13 protein-coding genes are annotated in these 23113 nt (G+C 63.3%); 8 read left to right on the top strand and 5 right to left on the bottom strand.

All coding sequences use genetic code 11. From position 1 onward, the window contains the following. Positions 1–91 precede the first annotated feature (91 nt). A complete protein-coding gene (metG, locus tag ACUY1T_RS02960; protein ID WP_446020240.1) occupies positions 92–2134 on the bottom strand; it encodes a methionine--tRNA ligase in 2043 nt (680 codons plus the stop codon). Positions 2135–2370: 236 nt separating this feature from the next. Between metG and ACUY1T_RS02955 the strand changes: the two genes are divergently transcribed. Together ACUY1T_RS02955 and ACUY1T_RS02950 are read left to right on the top strand one after the other, a co-directional pair. Then, entirely contained in the window at positions 2371–2640 is a 270-nt protein-coding gene (locus tag ACUY1T_RS02955) for a hypothetical protein (RefSeq protein ID WP_446020239.1), read from the top strand. A 184-nt stretch (positions 2641–2824) separates the two neighbouring features. Next, positions 2825–5236, top strand: coding sequence for a DNA polymerase II (locus tag ACUY1T_RS02950; protein ID WP_446020238.1), 2412 nt, complete (start codon positions 2825–2827; stop codon positions 5234–5236). Here ACUY1T_RS02950 and ACUY1T_RS02945 read toward each other — a convergent pair. Further along, positions 5233–6375, bottom strand: coding sequence for an LBF_2804 family protein (locus tag ACUY1T_RS02945; protein WP_446020237.1), 1143 nt, complete (start codon positions 6373–6375; stop codon positions 5233–5235). The genes ACUY1T_RS02950 and ACUY1T_RS02945 overlap by 4 nt on opposite strands. Before the next feature lie 294 nt (positions 6376–6669). Between ACUY1T_RS02945 and ACUY1T_RS02940 the strand changes: the two genes are divergently transcribed. Continuing rightward, a complete protein-coding gene (locus ACUY1T_RS02940; RefSeq protein WP_446020236.1) occupies positions 6670–6945 on the top strand; it encodes a hypothetical protein in 276 nt (91 codons plus the stop codon). A 116-nt stretch (positions 6946–7061) separates the two neighbouring features. Here the strand turns inward: ACUY1T_RS02940 and ACUY1T_RS02935 are convergent, their stop codons facing one another. The 3 genes from ACUY1T_RS02935 to ACUY1T_RS02925 all read right to left on the bottom strand — a co-directional run bounded on the left by ACUY1T_RS02935 (position 7062) and on the right by ACUY1T_RS02925 (position 12349). Beyond that, positions 7062–10286 carry a transglycosylase domain-containing protein gene (locus ACUY1T_RS02935; protein ID WP_446020235.1) on the bottom strand — a complete coding sequence of 1075 codons (3225 nt, stop codon included), beginning with the start codon at positions 10284–10286 and terminating at the stop codon, positions 7062–7064. A gap of 137 nt (positions 10287–10423) precedes the next feature. Further along, positions 10424–11899 (bottom strand): tRNA uracil 4-sulfurtransferase ThiI, encoded by a 1476-nt coding sequence (gene thiI, locus ACUY1T_RS02930; RefSeq protein ID WP_446020234.1) that lies wholly within the window; start codon positions 11897–11899, stop codon positions 10424–10426. 165 nt (positions 11900–12064) lie between these two features. Next, positions 12065–12349, bottom strand: a complete 285-nt coding sequence (locus tag ACUY1T_RS02925) for a hypothetical protein (protein WP_446020233.1) — start codon at positions 12347–12349, stop codon at positions 12065–12067. Between the two features lie 463 nt (positions 12350–12812). Between ACUY1T_RS02925 and ACUY1T_RS02920 the strand changes: the two genes are divergently transcribed. The 5 genes from ACUY1T_RS02920 to ACUY1T_RS02900 form a co-directional block, all read left to right on the top strand. Beyond that, complete coding sequence (locus ACUY1T_RS02920; protein WP_446020232.1) at positions 12813–15011, top strand: TolC family outer membrane protein; 2199 nt, start codon at positions 12813–12815, stop codon at positions 15009–15011. Positions 15012–15122: 111 nt separating this feature from the next. Beyond that, the gene (locus ACUY1T_RS02915) at positions 15123–17294 is read left to right on the top strand and encodes a type I secretion system permease/ATPase (protein WP_446020231.1); all 2172 of its coding nucleotides are present in this window, start codon (positions 15123–15125) and stop codon (positions 17292–17294) included. Beyond that, a complete protein-coding gene (locus tag ACUY1T_RS02910; protein ID WP_446020230.1) occupies positions 17294–18736 on the top strand; it encodes an HlyD family type I secretion periplasmic adaptor subunit in 1443 nt (480 codons plus the stop codon). Before ACUY1T_RS02915 ends, ACUY1T_RS02910 begins: the two co-directional genes overlap by 1 nt. Then, positions 18736–19347 (top strand): LuxR C-terminal-related transcriptional regulator, encoded by a 612-nt coding sequence (locus ACUY1T_RS02905; protein ID WP_446020229.1) that lies wholly within the window; start codon positions 18736–18738, stop codon positions 19345–19347. Before ACUY1T_RS02910 ends, ACUY1T_RS02905 begins: the two co-directional genes overlap by 1 nt. A gap of 182 nt (positions 19348–19529) precedes the next feature. Next, a partial coding sequence (locus ACUY1T_RS02900) for a retention module-containing protein (protein ID WP_446020228.1) occupies positions 19530–23113 on the top strand: 3584 nt, incomplete at its 3' end.

Raw genomic sequence — 23113 nt, 5'->3', positions numbered from 1 at the left:
GGACTTTAGTAAAATTAAGTTTTTGATCGAAAAGTGCCAGTCAGCAAAGAAAAGCGCGACCGAAGCCGCGCTGTTTCCCCTACCGAAGCCGTTACCTGACCCGCTGGCCAGGCTCGGCGCCGGAATCCGGCGACAGCAGATAGATGCCATCATCATTCCCTGCAGCCAGCACCATGCCCTCCGAGACGCCGAAACGCATCTTGCGCGGTGCCAGGTTGGCGACCATCACGGTCAGGCGCCCTTCGAGGGCCTCCGGCGCGTAAGCCGAACGGATGCCGGCGAAGACATTGCGCGTTTCGCCACCCAGTTCGAGAGTGAGCCGGAGCAGCTTGTCGGCGCCCTCGACGTACTCGGCCTTGGCGATGCGCGCGATGCGCAGGTCGACCTTGGCAAAATCATCGAAGGCGATCGGCTCGGCGATGGGGTCGTCGGCGAGCGGCCCCTTGGCCGCTTCCTTGAGTTTACGTTCTTCCACCAGGTCCTCCTTCGATGCCTCGATCATGGCATCGATCTTCTCCCGCTCCACGCGGGTCATCAACGGTTTGAACTTGGCAATCTCGTGGCTGAGCAACACCTCCTGGCGGCTCTCCCAGGCGAGCGATTCCAACTGCAGGAACTGGCGCGCCTGCTCGGCCATGGCCGGTACCACCGGAGCCAGATAGACCATCAACTGGCGGAACAGGTTGATGCCTACCGAACAGATATCGAGTACCTTCTGCTCGCAGCCCTCCTGCTTGGCCAGTACCCATGGCTCCCTGTCGGCAATGTAGGTGTTGGCTTCGTCGGCCAGTTCCATGATCTTGCGTACGGCACGACCGAACTCGCGAGCCTCGAAATCCTCGGCGATGCCATCGCCAGCGGCGATGAAGCGTGCGACCAGCTCCGGCTCGACGCAGTGGGCCGAGAGTCTGCCGTCACCCAGCTTCTTGACGAAGCCGGCACAGCGGCTGGCGATGTTGACCACCTTGCCCACCAGGTCGGCATTCACCCGAGCGGCGAAGTCCTCGAGGTTGAGGTCCAGGTCGTCGACCCGCGAGGTGAGCTTGGCGGCGAAATAGTAGCGCAGGTATTCGGGGTTCAAGTGCTCGGCGTAAGTCGCCGCCTTGATGAAGGTGCCGCGGGATTTCGACATCTTGGCCCCGTTCACGGTGACGAAGCCGTGGCAGTTCACCGCGGTGGGAGTGCGGAACTCGGCACCATGCAGCATGGCCGGCCAGAACAGCGCATGGAAGTAGACGATGTCCTTGCCGATGAAGTGATAGACCTCGGCCTCGGAATCCAGCTTCCAGTAGGCATCGAAGTCGATGCCGGTGCGCTCGCACAGGTTCTTGAAACTGGCCAGGTAGCCAATCGGCGCATCCAGCCATACGTAGAAGAACTTGCCGGGTGCATCGGGAATCTCGAAGCCGAAATAGGGCGCATCGCGGGAGATGTCCCATTCGTTGAGCCCGGACTCGAACCACTCCTGCAGCTTGTTGCCGATCTGGGTCTGCACGTGGCCGCCGCGGGTCCAATCCTTCAGGAAATCGGCGAAGTCCGGCAGCTTGAAGAAGTAGTGGGTAGAGCTGCGCACTTCGGGGGTGGCACCCGAGATCGCCGACACCGGGTCGATCAGCTCCGCAGGGGTATAGGTGGCGCCGCATGCCTCGCAGTTGTCGCCGTACTGGTCGGCAGTCTTGCACTTGGGGCAGGTGCCCTTGATGAAGCGGTCGGCCAGGAACAGCCCCTTCACCGGGTCGTACATCTGCTCGATATCGCGGGTGGCGATATGGCCGCGGTCGCGCAGGCGGGTATAGATCAGTTCGCTGAAGTAGCGATTCTCCTCGGAATGGGTCGAGTGATAGTTGTCGAAAGCGACCCCGAAGGTGGCGAAGTCGGCCTGGTGCTCCCGTGAGACGCGTTCGATCAAGGCTTCGGAGGTGATGCCTTCCTGCTCGGCGCGCAGCATGATCGCGGTGCCGTGGGCGTCGTCGGCGCACACGTAGTGGCACTCATTGCCGCGGCTCTTCTGGAAGCGCACCCAGATATCGGTCTGGATGTATTCCAGCAGGTGGCCAAGGTGGATCGAGCCGTTGGCGTAGGGCAGGGCACTGGTGACCAGGATCTTGCGCGGGGCGCTTGCGTTGTTCGACATATCGGCTCTGGAATTCCCAAGAAAAACAGACTCTCGATTGTATCTGTCTTCCCCTCCCGCTGCATCTGCCGTGGGGTGAGTTGGCGTCCCGGGGGGAGGTTGAGGTAAAATGGCAGTATCCGTCGTGGTTAGGTCAAATGGATGGACCGCCTCGACAGGACTCAACGCATTCCCCGTTATGCATCATCCAACAAACGAACGAATGAATGACTGAAAACCTTCGTGAGGATGATACGATGAAACTGCGACTCGCTCTGCCCCTGCTGCTGATTGCTACCCTGCTGGTGGGCTGTGGCACCAACGCCTTGGCGCCGCGCTATACCAGCGAAAACCCCGACATCATGCGCATCAGCAACGACCGCCCCGCGGACCCTGAACGCAGGGTCGAAGATCTCGGCTCCTACTGCGTGGAAGTCACCGAAACCTGGAATTCCCACGGCAGGACGCCGGATGGCCAGACCCTGTGGGCCAAGGATACCAGCCGTGCTGTCGTCCCGTGTGACTGAGCCTTTGGCAAAGGTTTGAATCGGCAACGTGTTCGAATCGGCTCATGCACCTGCATGGGCCGATTTCGTTGGCCGCGGCAGCACAAGGCCCGCTTGCTACTGCCGTGGTGCCTGCCGCGCGCCAGGCGAACGATAGCGCCGACGGTCGACGACATCGCATGAGCCTGCCGGGTAGAATGGCAGGATGACAGTGGGGCGAGAGGCGGCGGTGGAACAGCTGGGGTTCGTGCTGACACGGCACTGGCGGGATACCTCCGCGGGGTGCGAAGTGGGGTTCTGGTTGGCGACCGATGCCGGGCCGCGCTATGTGCGCTTGCCGCCACAGCCCTCGGTGGCGTTCTTGCCCGTCGCTCAGCGTCGGCAGGCAGAACGCGTCCTGCGGGGGGAGCAGGGGGCGGAGCTGAAGCCGCTGGGCCTGCTTGATTTTCACCATCGGCCAGTGCTCGGGCTCTACTGTGACAAGCACCGGCTGCTACAGCAGCTGGAGCGACGTCTGCACGATGCCGGCGTCGACGTCTACGAAGCCGATGTGCGTCCGCCGGAGCGCTACCTGATGGAGCGCTTCATCACCGCCCCGGTACGGTTCGTGGGGAAGGAGGCCGCCGATGGTTCCCTGAGCGATGCCCAGCTCAGACCCACGACCCATTACCGCCCTCGGCTCAGGCTGGCATCTCTGGATATCGAGACCAGCGCCCAGGGCGATCTCTATTCCATTGCGATTGCCTGTGGCGAGCAGCGCCAGGTCCTCATGCTGGGGCCTCCCAGCGGACTGGCTGGCGAGGCCGAGCGCCAGCGTGATTTCGCGCTGGAGTACTGCGCGAGCCGTGAGGCCATGTTGGCCCGGCTCAATGACTGGTTCGCCCGGCACGACCCCGACGCCATCATCGGCTGGAACCTGGTGCAGTTCGACCTGCGCCTGTTGCAGCGTCACGCGGAACGGCTGGGCGTGCCGCTACGCCTGGGGCGCGGCGGTGAGCCGCTCGGTTGGCGCGCTCATGGCAGTAACCCCAACCACTTCTTTGCCTCGGCCGCCGGGCGGTTGATCATCGACGGCATCGAAGCCCTGCGCCAGGCCACCTGGCGCTTTGCCTCTTTCAGCCTGGAAAACGTCGCCCAGGAGCTGCTGGGCGAGGGCAAGGCCATTGACAACCCCTACCAGCGGATGGATGAAATCAACCGCATGTTCGCCGAGGACAAGCCTCAGCTTGCCCGCTACAACCTCAAGGATTGCGAGCTGGTCACGCGTATCTTCGAAAAGACCGAGCTCATCGACTTCCTGCTCGAACGGGCCAGTGTCACCGGGCTTCAGGCCGACCGCAGCGGCGGCTCGGTAGCGGCATTCTCGCATCTTTACCTGCCGCGAATGCACCGGCTGGGCTTCGTGGCGCCGAATCTGCTCCAGGGGCGGGGCGAGGGGGCGGACAGCCCGGGCGGCTTCGTCATGGACTCCCGGCCGGGGCTCTACGATTCGGTGCTGGTACTCGATTTCAAGAGTCTCTATCCCTCGATCATCCGCACCTTCCTGGTCGACCCCGTGGGCCTGGTGGCGGGGCTCGAGGAGAGTCGCGATGGCAAGGAAGCCGCCACCGTGCCGGGATTTCGCGGTGCACGTTTCTCGCGTACCCGCCACGCGCTACCCGACATGGTGGAGCATGTGTGGCAGGGGCGCGAGGCCGCCAAGCGCGAGGGCAATGCGCCGCTCTCCCAGGCGCTCAAGATCATCATGAACTCCTTCTACGGCGTGCTGGGTTCGCGCGGCTGCCGCTTCTTCGACCCGCGCCTGGCATCGTCGATCACCCTGCGCGGCCACGAGATCATGCGCAGTACCCGGGAACTGATCGAGGCCGAGGGCTACACGGTAATCTACGGCGATACCGATTCCACCTTCGTCTGGCTGGGCGGCGCCCATGAAGAGGTCGAGGCCCATGCCATCGGCCAACGCCTGGCGGAACAGGTCAACCGCTGGTGGGCACGGCACCTCGAAGCGAAACATGGCCTCGAGAGTGCACTGGAGCTCCAGTTCGAAACTCATTTCCGACGTTTCCTGATGCCCACCATCCGCGGCGCAGAGGAGGGCAGCAAGAAGCGCTACGCAGGCCTGGTGCACGATGCGAAGGGAGGCGAGCGCGTCGTCTTCAAGGGGCTGGAGACGGTGCGTGCCGACTGGACGCCGCTAGCCAAGACCTTCCAGCAGGAGCTGTACCGGCGCATCTTCGTCGGCGAGACCTATCGCGATTTCGTGCGCGACTACGTGAGCCGCACGCTGGCCGGCGAGTTCGACGAACGCCTGGTCTACCGCAAGCGATTGCGTCGCCGGCTCGACGAGTATCGCCGCAACGTGCCGCCTCATGTACGCGCCGCGCGCATGGCCGACGAGCTCAACGACCAGCTAGGGCGCCCGCGGCAATACCAGCACGGCGGCTGGATTCGCTACGTGATGACCATGGCGGGGCCTGAACCGCTCGAGGCACGCCGCTCCGCCATCGACTATCAGCATTACCTCAGCCGGCAGCTGCAGCCGGTGGCCGACGCCATCCTGCCCTTCCTGGGCGACGACTTCTCCAGCTTGATAGACCGTCAGCTCGGGCTGTTCTAAGACGAAGCCGAATACTGAGCGATGCCGATTCCCTGTCCATTCATGAACTGGCGCCGCCAGGCCCGGACCTTTTCTTGCGGGTAGTCCATGTCGCAGGCTTCGAACAGCTCTTCGAGAAAGCGCTTGCGCTTGCCCTTGCATCTCCCGGCGAGCACCGCGGCGGCAGTGAGAAGATCCAGGACCCGGCGTTTTTCCCGGCGCTCCAGGCGATTGAGGGCGAAGCGCTGCTGGGGCCAGTCCACCTCGATGCTGTACTCACGGCTGCCGAAAGTTTCAAACAGGCGCGAGAGCAGGTAGACGTGGTTGGGGTGCGCATCCTGATTGGCCATGATCAGGGCGGCGAGGGCATGCAGTACGACGCGACGGGCCCGCTCGCTCAACGGATCGTGCTCGAGCTGCACCATCAGCGCCTCGATGGCGTAAGGGCCCAACGCCTGTTCGCGGGCCTTGACCAGGATTCGCCAGGTGATGATGGCGTTCCATACGGCATACAGCGGGCCAGTGACCAGCGGCAGCAGGCCACGCAGCGCGACGCGGCCCAGCACGCGGCGCAACAGCACACGTAGCAGGAAGCTTGTAACCCCCACTTTCATGCGGTACATCACTGCCATGACGGTCAGCTTCCAGCGGCTCATCCTGGCATAGGGGTCGATGCCATAGATTCGGTGCTGTGGGCTGGGCAGCTCAAGCGCGACACGAGTCAATCCGAGCAGAAGCAGCCTGGCCTGGGGGCTGTCGTGCAGAGGCGCGTCGGCCAGACGACTGATGGCGGCCACGCCGCGCAGCGCATTCCAATACAGAAAGGCGATTTCCACCGCGCTGACCGCCCCGGCCACGGCAAAGAAGCCTGCCCAGTAGGGCAGCTGTTCCCGCAGGCTCATGTCCTGCATGCCGTCGAGCATGCCCTGGCGCATGTACCACTCCATGCCGCCAATGACCCCGCCCGAGAGAATGCCGGCCAGCATGGCCAGGGCAACGCCGCGGCGAAAGGCTCGCTTGATGGCGTCAAGCTCCTGCTGGCCGCGAGCCTGGCGGGGAACGGTGTTGCCAGGGTTGCGCTGTTGCAGGTAGCGTGCGGCCCAGCGTTCGAACACGCTGGGTGCTGGAGCATATTCCTGGTCCGGTCTTGCTTCGGCCATGAAACGTCGTCACATCCTGACTGTGTCTGATACCTTCAGCGTAGCGCGGGTAGAGGATCAGTACGAATTGCCAATTTAACGGGGTATCGTAGCCTCAAGAGCCAGATTGCCTCACTGCTCGACACGTTCCGGCCATGAACGGACATGTGTAACGACAAACAGTGTGCTGTGCTTAGGCAAACTTTGGGAGAACGCTGTTCGAAAAAATATTGACGACCTCGAGGGCGGGTGTTATCTAGCGCTACCGGCAAATGCCTGCCGGTGCGTAATCGACACTTTCGAGGGTTTGTGAACATGCCTCTGCGCCGCTGTTTGCCTGTAGTACTGGTGGCCGCCGCCCTGGTTGCCGGCTGTGCCAGCAATTCCACTATTGCTCCCCGCTATACCACCGACAATCCCGATCTGCTGCGAATCGGTGGCGAGCGGCCTTCCAACCCCGACGTTCGTACCGAAAACGCCGGTTCCTTCTGCATGGAAGTCACCGAGCGCTGGAACGAACACGGCAAGACGCCGGATGGCCAGGTGCTGTGGGCCAAGGATACGCTGCGCAAGGTCGTACCTTGCCAGTGATCGCTTGATGAAAGTTCCCTGACAAGGCCCGGTGCACTGCACCGGGCCTTGTTTTTCTACCGCCTTTGCCTCACTGCTGCCGCTGATTGCAGAGCCGGTGTTCTACTCGCTGTAGCCTAGCGCAAGGCGAGGTCCGGTGACGTGGTGGAACCTTCTTCATCGTCATCCAGTGACAGGTCCGTTTCTCCATCGTCGGCAAAGTGATACTCGTCCCGGGGCATGGGCGGGCAGGTGCCTGCGCCGGGTTCGAGATAGGGCCGCAGAATCGGCTCCATGCCCTTGAGTACCTGAACCGGCAGGGCCGAGGTAAAGCGGAAGTCGTCCGACGCCGTGCCTGCCACGTAAGCGGTGAGGGTGCCGAAGTGGTTGTCACCGAGATAGAAGACGAAAGTGGCGGTGCGGTTGCGCGCACGTGAACTGGTGACCTGTCCACCGCGGCCCACCGTCTCGAAACGGTTGTTGCCGGTGCCGGTCTTGCCGCCCAGGACCAGCGGCGTGCCGTCTTCGAGGGTGAAACTTCCCTGCAGGCGTCTGGCGGTACCTCCCTCGACCACCTGGGACAGCGTCTCGCGCAGCACTGCCGCCACCTCCGGGGCCATGACCTGCTGGGCCCGTCCAGGGGCTGGCAGAAAGCGGGTCTCATAGGGCGTGTCGGCGGCGAAGTGCAGCTCATTGATGCGCAGGGTAGGTTGCCTTACGCCATCGTTGATTATGATGCCCATCAGCTCGGCCAGTGCCGCCGGGCGGTCGCCCGATGAGCCCACCGCGGTGGCCAGCGAAGGTACCAGGTGTTCGAACGGGTAGCCCAGGCGCTGCCAGCGCTCATGGATGTCGAGGAACGCTTCGACTTCGAGCATGGTGCGGATGCGCACGTCACGGGCGCTGCGATGCCGTGTCCGGAACAGCCAGCCGTAGACCTCCTGGCGCTCGTCGGCGCTGGCCGCGGCAGCCTCGGCGAAGCTGGCCTCGGGGTAATCGAGCAGATAACCCAGCAGCCATAACTCCAGCGGGTGGACCCGGGCGACGTAGCCCTGGTCGGTCAGCGAATAGGTACCGGGCGCGTAGCGTTCATAGAGGGCGTCGATCTCGCGCTCGCTCAAGCGGGTGGCATCGGGTAGCCAGGTGCCGAGGAAGGCGGCGAAGTCGTCACGGCTGGCTTCCGGGAACAAGTAGCGATGTACCGCCGCAAGGCGCGGTGCGGAGACATTGAGCCCCTCCAGGAAAGTAACGAGGCGCTCGTCACTGTTCAGGTGGCGGTACTTGCGCCAGAAGCGCTGCAGGAAGGTACGCCCCTCGCGGTCGGCGAACAGGCGCAGGTACTCCATGCGCCGGGGGTCGCCGTCATCCTCCAGCAACTGGGTCCTATGTTCGTTGAGGTGCGTGCTGTAGCGCACCAGATCCCGCATCACACGAATGAAGGGCAGGTTGAGCGACTCGCGCATGGCTTCGGAAAGGGTCGGATTGCGACCGTTGTCCTCGCGACGGAAGTTACTGAACGTGTGCCGCCCGCCTCCGGTGAAGAAGGCCTCCGCCGGACTTGCCGAATAACGCCGCTCCATGGCCATGGCCAGCAGCGCGTCGAGAGTCAGACCAGGAGTCTCGATGAGTCGATCCAGCACCCAGCGGCTAAGCACGTCCTGGCGATCGGTCTCGATGGCGCGAAGCTCCTCGGCGCTCTTGGTGCCATGGCGTTCATGCAGTTCGGCAATCACCTCCAGGTAAGTTGCCAATACCCGCAGCTTGGCGGTGGAGCCGAGTTCGAGCTTGCTGCCCTCATTGATATCGAAGGGTTGGTCGGTGTTGTCGGTCTGTACGCGCACCAGGAAACCGTCTTCACTGCGCTCGAACAGGGTGAAGCTGTAGCGCACGTCCTGGGTTCGGTCGGACGCAAGCAGGCGGTCTCCCAGCAGGCCGACCTCGCCGGCGAACTCCGGGTCTGCCAGGCGATGCAAATAGGCCGTGACTTCACGCTGGAGGCTGGCGTTGAGGGTCGTGCGTGCGCTGAGGTCGAGCCGATCGAGATCGTAGAGTGACATGCCCAGCATGCCACCCAGGCGCTGACGGGCGACCAGCACCCCCTTGTCCGGCTCGATGCGCAGGCTGAAAGGCGTCTCGGTGTAGTCGCGGAACGACAAGCGCTGCTGCAGCGCGGCCTCGGCGAGGGCATTCGACACCACCCCCTCCTGCCGCAACAGCCGCAGGTAGCTGTCGGTCAGTTCTTCCAGTGACCTGCGGCCACCAGCCAGGTACCAGGAGGGGCGCCGCTGCGCGATCATCAGCGCCACGACCTGGCGCAGGGCCAACCCCTGTTCGGTAAGGCCGTCGACTTCCTCGAAGCCGATCGACAGGCGCCGGTTGAACGTATCGAAATCGGCGCCGAACCAGGCCCACAGGCCGTCGCCGATGCCATGCACCTCGCCGTAGCCGGGGGCGGCCGAAAGCGGCACGGTGTTGAGATAATCGAGCGCCACGTCCTGGCGAGCGGTCAAGGTCTGGGGGCCGTACTGGTAGCTGCGTACGCTGGCCGAGATCATCTGACGCAGCTTTTCCCTGGAAGAGTAGGTCAGGCCCTGGGGTGAATGGCGATACTTCTCGAGCTGGGTGGCCAGGGTACTGCCACCTGCCGCCTGCCCGGGGAGGTCCAGGGCGCGGCCAACCTGGGAAAGGGCTGCCTTGGTAAAGCGCGGCCAGTCGACGGCGGGGTTGGCGTAAGGCGTGCTTTCATCCAGCAACTGCCGGTTCTCGATGAACAGCAACGTTTGCAGCACGACAGGAGGAATGGTGTCGAAACTGGGATATTGGCGCTGTGGATGACGGAACTGGTAAAGGGTATCGCCCCGGCACTCCTCGATGGTCAGGCCAGCCTGAGCCTTTTCCGGGTAGGGTGGGAAGAAGCCGCGGCGGGTGTAGTCGAGCAGGGCAGGCGAGAAGCGTGCCTGCTCGGTGATCTCGTAACCGCGCGACAGCAGGCGTGCCTCCAGCTCCGGTAGCTGGGTGTAACCCTGGCGCTGGTCGAAGGGACCGTGGCTGGGGAACTGGATCTGGCTGCTGCGTCCGGGTTCCAGCGCATAGCGCAGGGTGGAGGCGTAGCGCGAGAGTTCCTGGGCCTGGAAGTGCGACGTCTTGGCCTCGGCCAACAGCAGCGTGGCGAGCGTCACGCCGAACAGGAACAGCAATATCCCCAAGATCAGGTAGAGGTAACGATGAGACGGCGTTTCCCGTGGGGCCGGAGCGAGCTTCGGTTCCTGAATCAGGGGCGAGCGCTTCTCGAGCGACTCGCCGTTGTCGAGCCACGCCACGGTAGACGAATTCCGGCGTGACGAAGACCTGCGCGCACCCATACGTCACTCCCACCGACCGCGACCTGTTAATTTCGTTTTAGCGCAGTACAGCGGGGCAATAAAGTGGTTACTAAAAAAGAATTTGTAACAGAGCGGCCAGCGTAGCGGCTCGATGGCGCAAAGCGCCGCGCGTATCCTTATCGGGTGCGGTAGATCCCGAAGTGCCTCAACCCGCGATCATGCAGGTGCATGGCCTGCATGCGGCTCATCACCCCCTGGTCACAGTAGAGCAGGTAGCGACGGTCGTCGGGCAGCGCCTCGGCGCGTGATTGGAGTTCGAAGAAGGGAATCTCCAGGCATTCCACCTGATCGAGCGTGAGCGGTGCGGCTTCGCGCTCCGCCGGAGGGCGAATGTCGATCACGCTGACATTGGACGCGCTGGACATGGCCTGCAGGTCGGTCACCACTTCCAAGTGCGGCTCACTGCCGGGTAGCGGTTCCAGGAGTCGGTCGGAGCGAGTCAATACGGCCAGTTCCACGGCAGCATCGAGCACGCTGAAGTCGAAGTTCGTCTCGGCAGCAGCGACCTTGTCGTGGCGCGCCTGGGTGTTGGGCCGCTGGGAGACGGCGCCGCATACCTCAGGCATACCTTCGGCGAAAGGGGCGGTACCGATCTGGCGAGCGGTATCGATGATCGTCTGCTTGTCCTCGGCAATCAGCGGGCGCAGGATCGGCACGTCGCTGGCTTCGTCGATGAGCACGAGATTGGTCAGGCTCTGGCTCGAGACCTGGGCAATGGCATCTCCGGTCACCAGCATGGGAATGCGCGCGCGCGATGCGATGCGGCTCGCTGCCCGCACCATCATGCGCTTGAGCACTACGCCGATGAGCCCATCGGGTATGCTACGCTGCAGTTCCGCCACCACGCCTTCGAACGGTACCGCGAAGAACTTCACCCGATGCGAGCGGCCATAGGTCTCCCACAGGTGGGAAGAGACCTCACGCACGGCGGCCTCGTGCCCGGCACCGCCGAGTTCGAAGAACAGGAAATGCGTCTTGATACCGCGCCGCATCATCTTCCATGCCGCGACAGGCGAATCGTAGCCGCCCGAGATCAGCGCCAGGGCCTGGCCCTGCAGGCCAAGGGGGTAACCGCCCAGCCCCGGCCAGCGCTGACGCACCAGGCGCAGGCGGCCCTCGACCACGTCCACTCTCACGTCCACCTCCGGCGCCTTGAGCTGAACCCTCGAGCCCGGTGCGGCATCGAGCAGTTCCCTACCCAGGTGGCGCTCCAGGTCCTCCGAGGTGAAGTCATGCTCGCCCCGGCGCTTGACCGTGATGCGAAAGGTCCGCCCTGCGATCGCATCGCGCCAGACCGGCAGCAGCCGTTCGGTCGTGTCGGCGAAGGAGGTGAAGGAGACCTCCTCCACACACTGCACCTCGTGGATACCGGGAATGAGGCACAGCATCTCTGCCAACTGACGATGCCATTCGGAGGAGGCTCCATCGGGTACCTGTACCTTCAAGGCATCCCAGCCGCCCTGAACGTACAGGTCATCGCCGAGCGGGCGCAGCACATTGCGGATGTTGCCGACCAGGCAGCGCGTCATCTGGCGGCGCACGGAACGCGACTTGATGGTGATCTCAGGAAACAGCTTCAGCAGGTAATACATTGGCAAGCACTTGTAAAAGATTTGGAAAACAATTGCTTGCCATTATACCAGAGCAGCGGGCAGGCGTGTTCTAGGCGAGCGGTGAGGTGAGGCTCGCGGGCGGCGTGGCGCCCGCTGGGGTTCTCATCGCGCTTAGGGAAGCGCAGACATTTATGCAGCGTTTCCTTAGTAGAGGGCCTGTTCCTCACCGATTACCTCCTTGAGCAACTCCAGAAACAGCCTGTCGGCTTCCGAATGCTCCTGCGGGTCCTCGGGAATGTGCACGCTGGTGGTATCGGAAATCTCATTGGCGATACGGGCCTGGGCGCCTTCCGGGTTGCCCTCTCCGTAGTGGCGTCGTGCGATCTCCAGGGAGCGTTCCAGAATCTGGGGCTCCTGGAGCAATTTCTTGATGAAGCCGCGTAGCTCATTGATGACGCGAGTTTTCTGAATCTCGGATGAGGTGGACATGACGTCTCTCCTTGTGCTGATGGCTCATGTCGGTCATGGGGCTGACGATAGCATGTTTGCCGGTCGTCGGGAGAGAGCGTCGTCGTTTGGCATGGCCACTGTCCAGGTATGCCCAACGCACAGTCGAACTCATCATAATTAATGTCATGCCAAAGGTTGAAAAACGGTGATCCAAATCTATTGGACTTTTTCACTGTCTCGGTTACGCTAGCTTACAAAAGTACAGCAAATTGCCTGGCGTGCCCCACATAAAGTAACTTTAGGATAATCTAATATTGCTGTTGCGGTTACATTTATGTTACATGTGATGATGTCGGCCAGGCAAGACGGTAGATAAGGGAATCGGGAATGGATGCACCATCCGGCTTCTCCGGATGAGCCCCGTAATAACAAGAACATGTCTTCACAACTCGACGGATTGCCTGTGCAGACGGGGCATCCGAATCATGAAAAGGGAACACCCATGACAAACGTAATCGACCTCCCTCGTGTCCACCGGCTGGCCAAGGCTGTGATGGTGGGTTCATCGCTGGCACTTCTTCCGGTGGCCGCTGCAGTGGCCCAGACACTGCCGCCGGGCCTGGCTGCGCCGGGCTCCGCCGACATCCAGCAGGTGGTACGTCAAGCGCTGACCACCAACCCTGAAGTCAAGGCTGCGTTGAACGGCCTGAGTGCCGCCGGGCATGACGTAGGCGTGGCGCGTGGCAACTATCTTCCGAGCATCGACCTGGCCGCAGGCATCGGTCGCGAGGAGCGGGAGGGCGACGGGCGCGGCAGCTACGATACCGATTTCGCCGAACTGCGCCTGACGCAGATGCTCTATGATGGCTTCGCCACACGCAGCGAGGTGGAGCGTCTCGATCGCGCCGAGCTGGTGCGCTACTACGAGTTGCTTGGTGCCAGCGAAAACGTGGCACTGGAAGCCACGCGGGCCTACCTCGATGTCAGCCGCTATCGCGAGCTGGTACGCCTGGCCCAGAGCAACTACGCCGATCACCTGCGCGTGTTCAACCAGATCGAGGAGCGCGTGCGCTCCGGGGCCGGACGCGGGGTCGACCTCGAGCAGATCAGCGGTCGTCTGGCCCTGGCTGAGTCGAACCTGATGACCGAGGCTTCGAATCTGCATGACGTCACGGCGCGCTATCAGCGCATCGTCGGCGGCCTGCCAGCCGAGAACCTGGCCCCGGCACCGCAGCTCGACGATCGCCTGCCACCTTCGGTGGCCGAGGCGGTCAACCTGGCATTCCAGGGCAACCCCGATTTCCACGCTGCCATCGAGAACATCGAAGCGGCAAGGGCAGAGCAGTCGGGCACCAAGGCCGGGTTCCAGCCGCGCCTGGACCTGCGTGGCCGTACCGGTACCAATAACAACGAGAGCGGCTTCGATGGCTTCGGTCGGCGCGATCGCCACAGCATCGAACTGGTCGCCAGCATGAACCTGTATCGTGGCGGCAGCGACCTCGCCTCGTTCCGGGCAGCCAGCGACCGTGTCGAGCAGGCGGTCGATCAGCGCGACCTGGCCTGCACCAACGTGCGCCAGACTACCCAGATCGCCTACAACGATACCCAGCGCCTGCGCGAGCAGATTCGCTACCTCAACGAGCATCGCCAGTCGATCGACCGTGTGCGCGGCGCCTATCAGCAGCAGTTCGACATCGGTCAGCGCACCCTCCTCGACGTGCTCGACAGCGAGAACGAATACTTCGAAGCAAGCCGGGCCTACACCAATGCCGAGTACGACATTGCCTTGGCCGATGCCCGTGCGCTTGCCGCCATGGGTCAGCTGATGCAGGCCCTGGGCGTGAGGCGCGACGACATGCCGACCCTGGCCGAACTGGGCAGCGACGGTGTGGCGCTCGACCCCAGTATTCTCTGCCCGGTCGAAGGCCCGAGTGGCTATACCCTGGCGGATTTCACCCGCGGCATCAGCGCGCCGGCGCCGACCCGCGCTCCCGATATCACGCTCTCTGCCGATGCCCTGTTCGCTATCAACAGCGCAGAGCTGGGTCCCGATGCGCGTCAGGAACTCGCCGAGCTGGCGGGACAGATCCGTAATCGTACCGACCTGGCGCGGGTCTTCATCGCCGGCCATGCCGACAGCACGGGTAGCGATGCCATCAACGATCCGCTCTCCCAGCGGCGTGCCGACAGCGTGGCAGACTACCTGGCCAGCCAGGGTGTCGATCGCGGCCTGATCCAGACCCGCGGCTACGGCTCACGGCAGCCGGTGGCCACCAACGACACGGTGGAAGGGCGTCGCCAGAATCGCCGCGTCGAGGTCACCCTCGAAAGAGTGGGCGAAAACCTCGACCTGGGCGCCGTGCAGCAGTGGACCCAACCGAACGTTGCCTCTGCCTGGGCAGACACCCATCCTGTGGCCAGCGTCTATGGTGAGCTGGAAGCCGTGGCGCAGGTCGAGCGGCAGGTGGAGAGTATTCAGCAGGGGGCCTATCTGCAGGTGGTAGCGCTCAGTAACCCCGAGCGTGCACAGAATGTCGGCCACCAGCTCAGTGACACCTTTGCCCAGCCGATGCGATTGGTCAGCACTTCCGACCTGCATCGGGTGCAGCTTGGCCCCATCGGCGACCCTGGCGAACTGGCGGCACTGCGTGCCGAACTGAAGCGCCTTGGCTATGCCGACAGCTACGTCGTACAAGGCTGAACGACCTGGGGTAAATGCTGCCTGTCGCGGGTTCGCTCGACACGGGCAGCGATCGTTGTATAGCGCCATCCCGTCCGGCAGTGCCGGGCGGGCCTCATACCCGAGGTCCCTGTGACACAGCAAGAAGTACTGGATTCCTCCCTGGGTGCCGCCCGCTCCGCCGTTCGCGACGAGCTGCTCGAGTGCCTGCAAACCATCGCTCTTGCCCATGACCATGCGGTAACGTCCGATTCGTTGACCGCTGGCCTGCCGCTGGAAGAGGGGCGCCTGACGCCTGGCGTTTTCCCACGAGCTGCTGCTCGGGCCGGAATGACGGCACGCATCGTCAAGAGCCGGCTGGTACAGCTCAACCCCGCACTGTTCCCTGCCGTACTCCTTCTGGAGCCGGGTCGTGCCTGCGTACTCGTGGCGCTCGATCTCAAGACGCGCCGCGCCAAGGTGATCTTCCCCGAACTGGGCGATGCCGTAAGCGAGGTCGATCTCGATGGGCTGGCCGAGAGCTACAGCGGACAGGCCATCTACGTACGCCCGCGTTTCCGCTTCGATGCGCGTGGCCCCGAGGTCGACAAGCAACGTTCTCGTCATTGGTTCTGGGGCGTCATACGTGAGAACCGTCGGCTCTATCGCGATGTGATCGCCGGCTCGGTCGTCATCAACCTGTTTGCCGTGGCCATGCCACTGTTCGTGCTGAACGTCTATGACCGCGTGGTGCCCAACCACGCCACCGAAACGCTGTGGGTACTGGCTGCCGGTATCTTCATCGTGCTCTGTTTCGATCTGGCGCTGCGCCTGATGCGCAGTGCCTTCGTCGACCTGGCGGCGAGCCGGGCCGACGTCAAACTGTCCTCGAGGATCATGGCTCAGGTGCTGGGCTTGCGCATGGAGGCTCGGCCCGCCTCGACCGGATCGTTCGCCTCGACCCTGCAATCCTTCGAATCGGTGCGCTCCTTCATCGGCTCGGCCACGGTGGTGGCGCTGGTGGATCTTCCCTTCGTCCTGTTCTTTGCCGCCATCATTGCGCTGATCGGTGCGCCGCTGGCGCTTCCCGTACTGGCCGGCATCGTCGTCGTGCTGCTCTACGCCATGGCGGCCCAGGGCAAGCTGCATGAACTCTCCGAGACCACTTGGCGAGTCAGCGCCCAGCGCAATGCCAACCTGGTGGAATCCCTGTCGCAGCTGGAAACGGTCAAGACCCTGCGTGCCGAGAGTCGCCTCCAGGCAAGCTGGGAGAAGGCCACGGCCTTCCTCTCCCGTACCTCGGCCCAATTGCGCCTGGTCAGCACTTCGGTTTCCAACGTGGCGATGTGGGCCCAGCATACCGTTGCGGTATGCGTGATCCTGATTGGGGTTTACCTGATCATCGACGGCAATCTTACCCAAGGCGGGCTGATTGCCGCCTACATGTTGTCCTCTCGCGCCATGGCCCCGGTGAGCCAGGCCGCAGCGCTGCTGGCCCAGTATCACCAGTCGGCTACCGCCTTGAAGTCCCTCAACGACGTCATGCAGCGCCCCGTGGAACGGCCCGAAGGCAAATCGTTCATCTCGAGGCCGGTAGTGCGTGGTGAGGTCCGCTTCGACAAGGCCACGCTGCGTTACCCGGACGAGGAGCGCGATGCGCTGCGCGACATCTCGCTCAAGATCGAGCCCGGCGAGAAGGTGGCCCTTCTGGGGCGTGTCGGTTGCGGCAAGACCTCGCTCAACAAGCTGTTGCTGGGGTTATATGCCTCCACGGCGGGCTCGGTGATGATCGATGGCGTCGATCTGCGCCAGTTCGATCCCGTCGAACTGCGGCGTCACATCGGCTACGTGCCGCAGGACGTCAGCCTGTTCTTCGGTTCTTTGCGTGACAACATCGTGGCCGGTGCCGGTAGTGATGGTGTCGACGACGAGGCGCTGCTGCGTGCGATCAAGCTCAGCGGCCTGGAAGGCTTGGTCAACGGCCATCCCCACGGTGTCGAACTCCAGGTGGGCGAGCGCGGCCAGATGCTCTCCGGTGGCCAGCGCCAGGCGGTGGCCATTGCGCGGGCGCTGGTTCACGATCCACGGATCCTGTTGCTCGATGAGCCCACCAGCGCCATGGACCACGCCAGCGAAGAGGCCTTCAAGGTCAATCTCAAGCAGTACGGTGAGGGCAAGACACTGGTCGTGGTAACCCATCGCACCTCGCTGCTGTCGCTAGTCGATCGCATCATCGTCATCGACGCCGGAAAGGTCGTCGCCGACGGCCCGCGCGACAAGGTCGTGGAGGCTCTGCGCAAGGGCCAGATCGGGAGGGCCAGCTAGTGACCGTCATCTCTCCCAAGCCAAAGGGCAAGAGTGCCGAGCAGCAAGGGTTCGAGGCGATCGGGCGTTTCACCGAGGTGGGCGGCAAGCCATTCCGTCCCTTCATGGATCGTCTGTTCTCCAAGCGGGTGACGTCCGCCCACCTCAATCGCGACTGGGCCAGCGATGCCGACTGGGCGCGCATGCAGCAGGACCCGATCCGGGCACGGCTTTTTCTCTATACCGTGCTGCTCGCCTTCGCGGCGCTGATCGCATGGGCCTACTTTGCCTCGATCGACGAGGTAACGCGTGGCACCGGCCGAGTGATTCCCTCCAGTCAGCTACAGAAAGTGCAGTCCTTCGACGGTGGCGTGGTGCAGCAGATCCTGGTGCGCGAAGGGGAACTGGTCGAGGTGGGGCAGGTGCTGATGCGTATCGACCCCACCCGCTTCATCGCCAACTTTCGTGAGAACCGCGCCCAGGCATTGGCACTTCGCGCCCGTGCCGAGCGGCTGCGTGCTCTCGTGACCGATACACCCTTCAACCCCGACGATGAGCTGCGCAACGAAGCCCCGGACATCGTCGCCCAGGAGCGCGAAGTCTACGAGAGCCGGCGCGAGGAGCTGCGCGAACAGGAGAGCATCCTGCGCGACCGTATACGCCAGCGCGAAGAAGAACTCAACGAGGCCAAGGCCCGGCGCGACACCGCTCAGCGCGAGGCCAACATGTCCAGCCAGGAGTTGAACCTGACTCGCCCGTTGTTGGCTTCGGGGGCGGTTTCCGAAGTCGATATCCTGCGTCTCGAGCGTGAAGTGTCTCGCGCCACGGGCGAACGCAACCAGGCGGCGGCCTCGGTTGCACGTCTCGAAGCGGCCGTGGAAGAGGCGCGCACCCAACTGCGCGAAGTCAGCGCCGAACGGCGTAGCGAATGGCGCAACGACTTGGCCCAGACCATCGGCGATCTTGGGGCGCTCGATGAGTCCAGTGCCGGCCTGCAGGATCGGGTGCGGCTGGCGGAGGTTCGCTCGCCGGTGGACGGCGTCGTGCAGCGCTTGGGCATCAACACCCTTGGCGGTGTGGTGCAGCCTGGTCAGGACGTGGTGGATATCATTCCCAGCGACGATCAACTGCTGGTCGAAGCGCGAATTGCCCCGCAGGACATTGCATTCCTGCGCCCCGGCCAGCCGGCCACCATCAAGTTGACCGCCTACGACTTCGCCATTTTCGGCGGCCTCGAGGCCGAGCTGGACCACATCAGCGCCGACACCATTACCGACGACAACGACAACACCTTCTACTTGGTGCGTGTGCGAACGCTCGAAGGGGAAAACCTGGGCAGCGACATCCAGGTCATCCCCGGCATGACGGCCCAGGTCGACATCATGACCGGCAAGCGCACCGTAATGCAGTATCTACTCAAACCCGTATTGCGGGCATGGAGCGACTCCATGGGGGAACGATAATGGCAATCCTGTTCGTTAGTCAGAGGCGTGCAGAGATTCCGCGACTGCACAGCGCCTTTCCCGAAGTGCGGCGAATCAATCCTGACCAGGCGCGCACCGTGGTGGACAGTGGCGATCGTGTCTGGCTGATGGCGGATCATGCCGATTGGCCGTCGCTTTCAGGGACGCTGGCTGCACAGGGTGCGATCATCGTCGTCATGTCATTGGCGCCGAGCGAAGCAGAAGCCCTCAAGGCACTTCAGGCCGGTGCGCGTGGGTATGTCCATGCGCTTTCACCGCCCGATCTGCTGGGGCAGGCTGCGCTGGTCACCGCTAACCAGGGGATATGGGTGCCGGCCGAGCTGCTCAGCAAGGTAGTGGGAGCCGCATTCACCACTCTGGGAGGCCGCGAGAATCTGCCCCAGGAGAGCCTGTCCGCGCTGACGGAGCGTGAGCGTGCCGTGGCATTGGCCGTAGCGGAAGGGCGCAGCAACAAGGAGGTCGCCCGCCAGCTCGACATCACTGAGCGCACGGTCAAGGCGCATCTCGGCGCGGTATTTCGCAAGCTTGGCGTGCGGGATCGTATGCAATTGGTGCTCAGGTTGGCGAAGCAGGACGAGAACGTCGCCTGAAAGTTGAATATTCTTTTCTTGAAGGCCTATCGGAATCCGATAGGCCTTTTTTATCCAGATTGCGCAGGTTTTTACCTGACCTGTCCATCGGTTCAATGTCCATTGGCTTTCCTGCAGCGTAATTTGTGCCAAAACGATCATCGGGGCATTTGCCCGTCACAAAGACACACAGGACGCCATAAATGGTCACAGCCAAAGTTATTTCGATTACGGGTCAGGCTTGGGCGCGCGATGCCGAAGGCAATCTGCGCGAATTGCGCGTGGGAGATACCCTTCAGGAAGGCGAGGTGCTGATCACCTCCGATAACGGAAGCGTCCAGCTCGACTTTGGCGACGGACTGAACCCGGCGCTGGTCGAAGGTGGCGAGCAAGTGGTCATGACCCCGGAGCTCGATGCCGGCGAAGCGGCCGATGCCTCCGAATTCGCCGCTTTGGATGACGATCTCGAAGCCCTGCTGGCAGCGCTGGATGACGACAGCATCGACCTGCTCGACATACTCGATGCCACTGCGGCGGGCGCCGGTCCCGGCGGTGCTGCCGATGGCGGGCATAACTTCGTGCGCCTGGCGCGCATCGCGGAAGACGTCAATCCGCTGGCATTCGAATTTGGCCTGGGGCAGGCCAGCGACCTGCCGGAGATCGAGGATGGCGCCTTGCAGGGGGCAGCAGGGGGCGAAGAAGCGTCGGATGAAGCCGCGCCGCTGCCGCCTGGCACCATTACTGTCTCTCTTGGTGACTTCAATAGCCAGAACGTGACCCAGGTACCTCTGACCGGTACGACAACCAACGTTCCCATGGGCAGCATCGTTACCCTCGTGGTGACCGACCAGCAAGGAAATACGGTCACTACGACGGCAACGGTGGATCCCGAGGGCAATTATCAGACCGAAGCCGATCTCAGTGACTTGGTGGATGGCCCTGTCTCCGTCGATGCCAGTGTCGTGGACCAGACCGGTGGAACACGGACGGCTGAAGACGATGCGGTCAAGGATACGTTTGCCGAAGCCACCATCACCATCGATGCGATCACTGGCGACGACGTGGTCAACGGCGAAGAAGCCGAGCAGGCCATCACCATTACCGGCACGGTGGGCGGCGACGCCGGCGAGGGCGACACCGTCACTCTCACCGTGGGCGGCCAGACCTTCAGCGGCGAGGTAGTCACCAACGATCAGGGCGAGCTGGTCTACGCCATCGACGTTCCGGGTGAGCTGCTGGCTGAGAACAGCCAGGTCGAGGCCAGCGTCAGCGGCAGCGACGACGCGGGCAACCCCTACAATGCCGTCGCCGAGCGGCCCTACCAGGTCGTGCCGGATATCGTCCGGGTAGGACCGGACGGCGACCCTGCGATCGGCAATGTGATCGTGACCGAAGGCGAAGCCGCGGTGTTCAAGGTCGTTCTCTCCAACGCGAGCCCGCACAGTAATACGTACACACTCGAACTCGAGAGCGGTACGGCCACGTTGGGTGAGGACTTCACCGGCGAGTTCAGTTTCAGCAATGGTGTGACTTACGATCCGTCCACCGGCCTGATCACGGTCCCGGCTGGCGTGTCCGAATTCACCGTAGCGGTTCCCACCGTCGACGATGATCTGGTGGAAGACACCGAGACTTTCACACTCACCGTAGGGAACGTCACGGCAACCGGCACGATCCTGGACAACGATGTTTCCGATGCCGGCGAGACGGTAGAGACTATGGAAGACACACCGCTGTCCGGCAATTTGCTCGACAATGCGGAAACCAACGTTGGCGAGGCGTCAGTAAGCGGCTTCGAAGTGGAGGGGGTTGCCTACGTGCCCGGGCAGACGGTCGTGCTCGAAGGCAAGGGCGCGCTCACGATTCACGCCGATGGCTCGTATCATTTCGAGCCGCATCAGGACTACAGCGGTCCGGTGCCGCAGATTGCCTACACCGTCACCAACGGTCTCACGACGGTGGGCTCCACGCTCGATATCAACGTCACGCCGGTGGCCGACACTCCCGATGTCAGCGTGACGCTGGCCGAGAGCGGTACGTTGGAACTCACGCTGGGCGGCCCCAACGTGAATGATCCGCAAGGCTTCAGCGTCGAAGCGTTCAAGAATGGCACTGCCGGTGAGATCAGCATTCGCTCGTCGGGCTCGCCGACCGGTTTTGGTGTGGCAGGGCCGGCCTCCGACGGGGCAGACAGCGAAATCGGCAATGGCGAATCGCTCAAGGTGGCGCTGGATACGCCTGCAGAGTCGGTCTCTTTCCAGCTTGCCTGGCTGAGTAGTTCGGAATACGCCAAGTATGTCGTGCATTATACGGATGGCTCGTCCGAGGCGTTCGTCGTCAGCGGCAACAGCCCGCAAGGTGGTTTCGACCAGATTGGCGAAGTCATTACCCGCCAAGCGCCGGAAGGCAAGTGGATCGCTGCGATTGAATTCGCTACGCCCGGTGAGGGAGAGGCAAACTACGGTAGTGGCAACGACTACCTGGTACACCAGGTGAGCTATGTGGCTGCCACGACCTATGCGGTCGAAATCGTCGCTACGCCGACCGATATCGATTTCTCTGAATCGATCGTCTCGGTAGTCGTCGAGGTGCCGGAGGGTACTACGCTCTCCGCTGGCGAGCGCAACGAGAACGGAACCTGGACGCTGCCGCTGGAAAGCGATGGCAGCTACACGGTAGCGGTCGACCCGGTCACCCAGGAGGTATCGATTACCGGCCTCGTCTTGACTGTGCCCATCGATTTCACCGACCCGGTGACGCTGACCGTGACCGCGACGGCCCAGGATGGCGCCGACACGGCGGAAGGTGAAGTTTCGGTGACTGCGCCGGTCGCCACCATCACCATCGACATCATTGCCGGCGACGGCGTGGTCAACGGCGAAGAAGCCGAAGGCGACGTCACCATCACCGGCACGGTGGGTGGCGACGCCGGCGAGGGCGACACCGTCACCCTGACCGTGGGCGGCGAGACCTTCATTGGTACGGTCGATGCCGACGGCAACTACGCCATCGACGTCCCGGGCGCACTGCTGGCCGACAACGACAGCATCACCGCCGAGGTGACCGGCAGCGACGACGTGGGCAACCCCTACCGTGCCGACGCCGAGCGCGGCTACGGCGTCGACCTGGAGGCCACCGCCACCATCACCATCGACATCATTGCCGGCGACGGCGTGGTCAACGGCGAAGAAGCCGAAGGCGACGTCACCATCACCGGCACGGTGGGTGGCGACGCCGGCGAGGGCGACACCGTCACCCTGACCGTGGGCGGCGAGACCTTCATTGGTACGGTCGATGCCGACGGCAACTACGCCATCGACGTCCCGGGCAGCCTGCTGGCCGAGCATGACAGTGTCACCGCCGAGGTGACCGGCAGCGACGACGCGGGCAACCCCTACCGTGCCGACGCCGAGCGTGGCTACGGCGTCGACCTGGAGGCCACCGCCACCATCACCATCGACATCATTGCCGGCGACGGCGTGGTCAACGGCGAAGAAGCCGAAGGTGACGTCACCATCACCGGCACGGTGGGCGGCGACGCCGGCGAGGGCGACACCGTCACCCTGACCGTGGGCGGCGAGACCTTCATTGGTACGGTCGATGCCGACGGCAACTACGCCATCGACGTCCCGGGCGCACTGCTGGCCGAGCATGACAGTGTCACCGCCGAGGTGATCGGCAGCGACGCCGCGGGCAATCCCTACCGCGCCGACGCCGAGCGCGACTACAGCGTCAACCTCAGCGGCGAGGCTGAGATCAGCATCGACCCCATCGCCGGCGACGGCGT

This window comes from Billgrantia sp. Q4P2, from assembly GCF_052806135.1.
This window is presented reverse-complemented; position numbering and strand designations above follow the sequence as displayed.

Excerpts from the sequence above, each read along its gene's own strand:
- ACUY1T_RS02925 (WP_446020233.1), bottom strand. The coding sequence starts at position 12,349 with ATGTCCACCTCATCCGAGATTCAGAAAACTCGCGTCATCAATGAGCTA.
- ACUY1T_RS02920 (WP_446020232.1), top strand. The coding sequence starts at position 12,813 with ATGACAAACGTAATCGACCTCCCTCGTGTCCACCGGCTGGCCAAGGCT.
- metG (WP_446020240.1), bottom strand. The coding sequence starts at position 2,134 with ATGTCGAACAACGCAAGCGCCCCGCGCAAGATCCTGGTCACCAGTGCC.
- ACUY1T_RS02950 (WP_446020238.1), top strand. The coding sequence starts at position 2,825 with ATGACAGTGGGGCGAGAGGCGGCGGTGGAACAGCTGGGGTTCGTGCTG.
- ACUY1T_RS02940 (WP_446020236.1), top strand. The coding sequence starts at position 6,670 with ATGCCTCTGCGCCGCTGTTTGCCTGTAGTACTGGTGGCCGCCGCCCTG.
- ACUY1T_RS02955 (WP_446020239.1), top strand. The coding sequence starts at position 2,371 with ATGAAACTGCGACTCGCTCTGCCCCTGCTGCTGATTGCTACCCTGCTG.
- thiI (WP_446020234.1), bottom strand. The coding sequence starts at position 11,899 with ATGTATTACCTGCTGAAGCTGTTTCCTGAGATCACCATCAAGTCGCGT.
- ACUY1T_RS02945 (WP_446020237.1), bottom strand. The coding sequence starts at position 6,375 with ATGGCCGAAGCAAGACCGGACCAGGAATATGCTCCAGCACCCAGCGTG.
- ACUY1T_RS02935 (WP_446020235.1), bottom strand. The coding sequence starts at position 10,286 with ATGGGTGCGCGCAGGTCTTCGTCACGCCGGAATTCGTCTACCGTGGCG.
- ACUY1T_RS02905 (WP_446020229.1), top strand. The coding sequence starts at position 18,736 with ATGGCAATCCTGTTCGTTAGTCAGAGGCGTGCAGAGATTCCGCGACTG.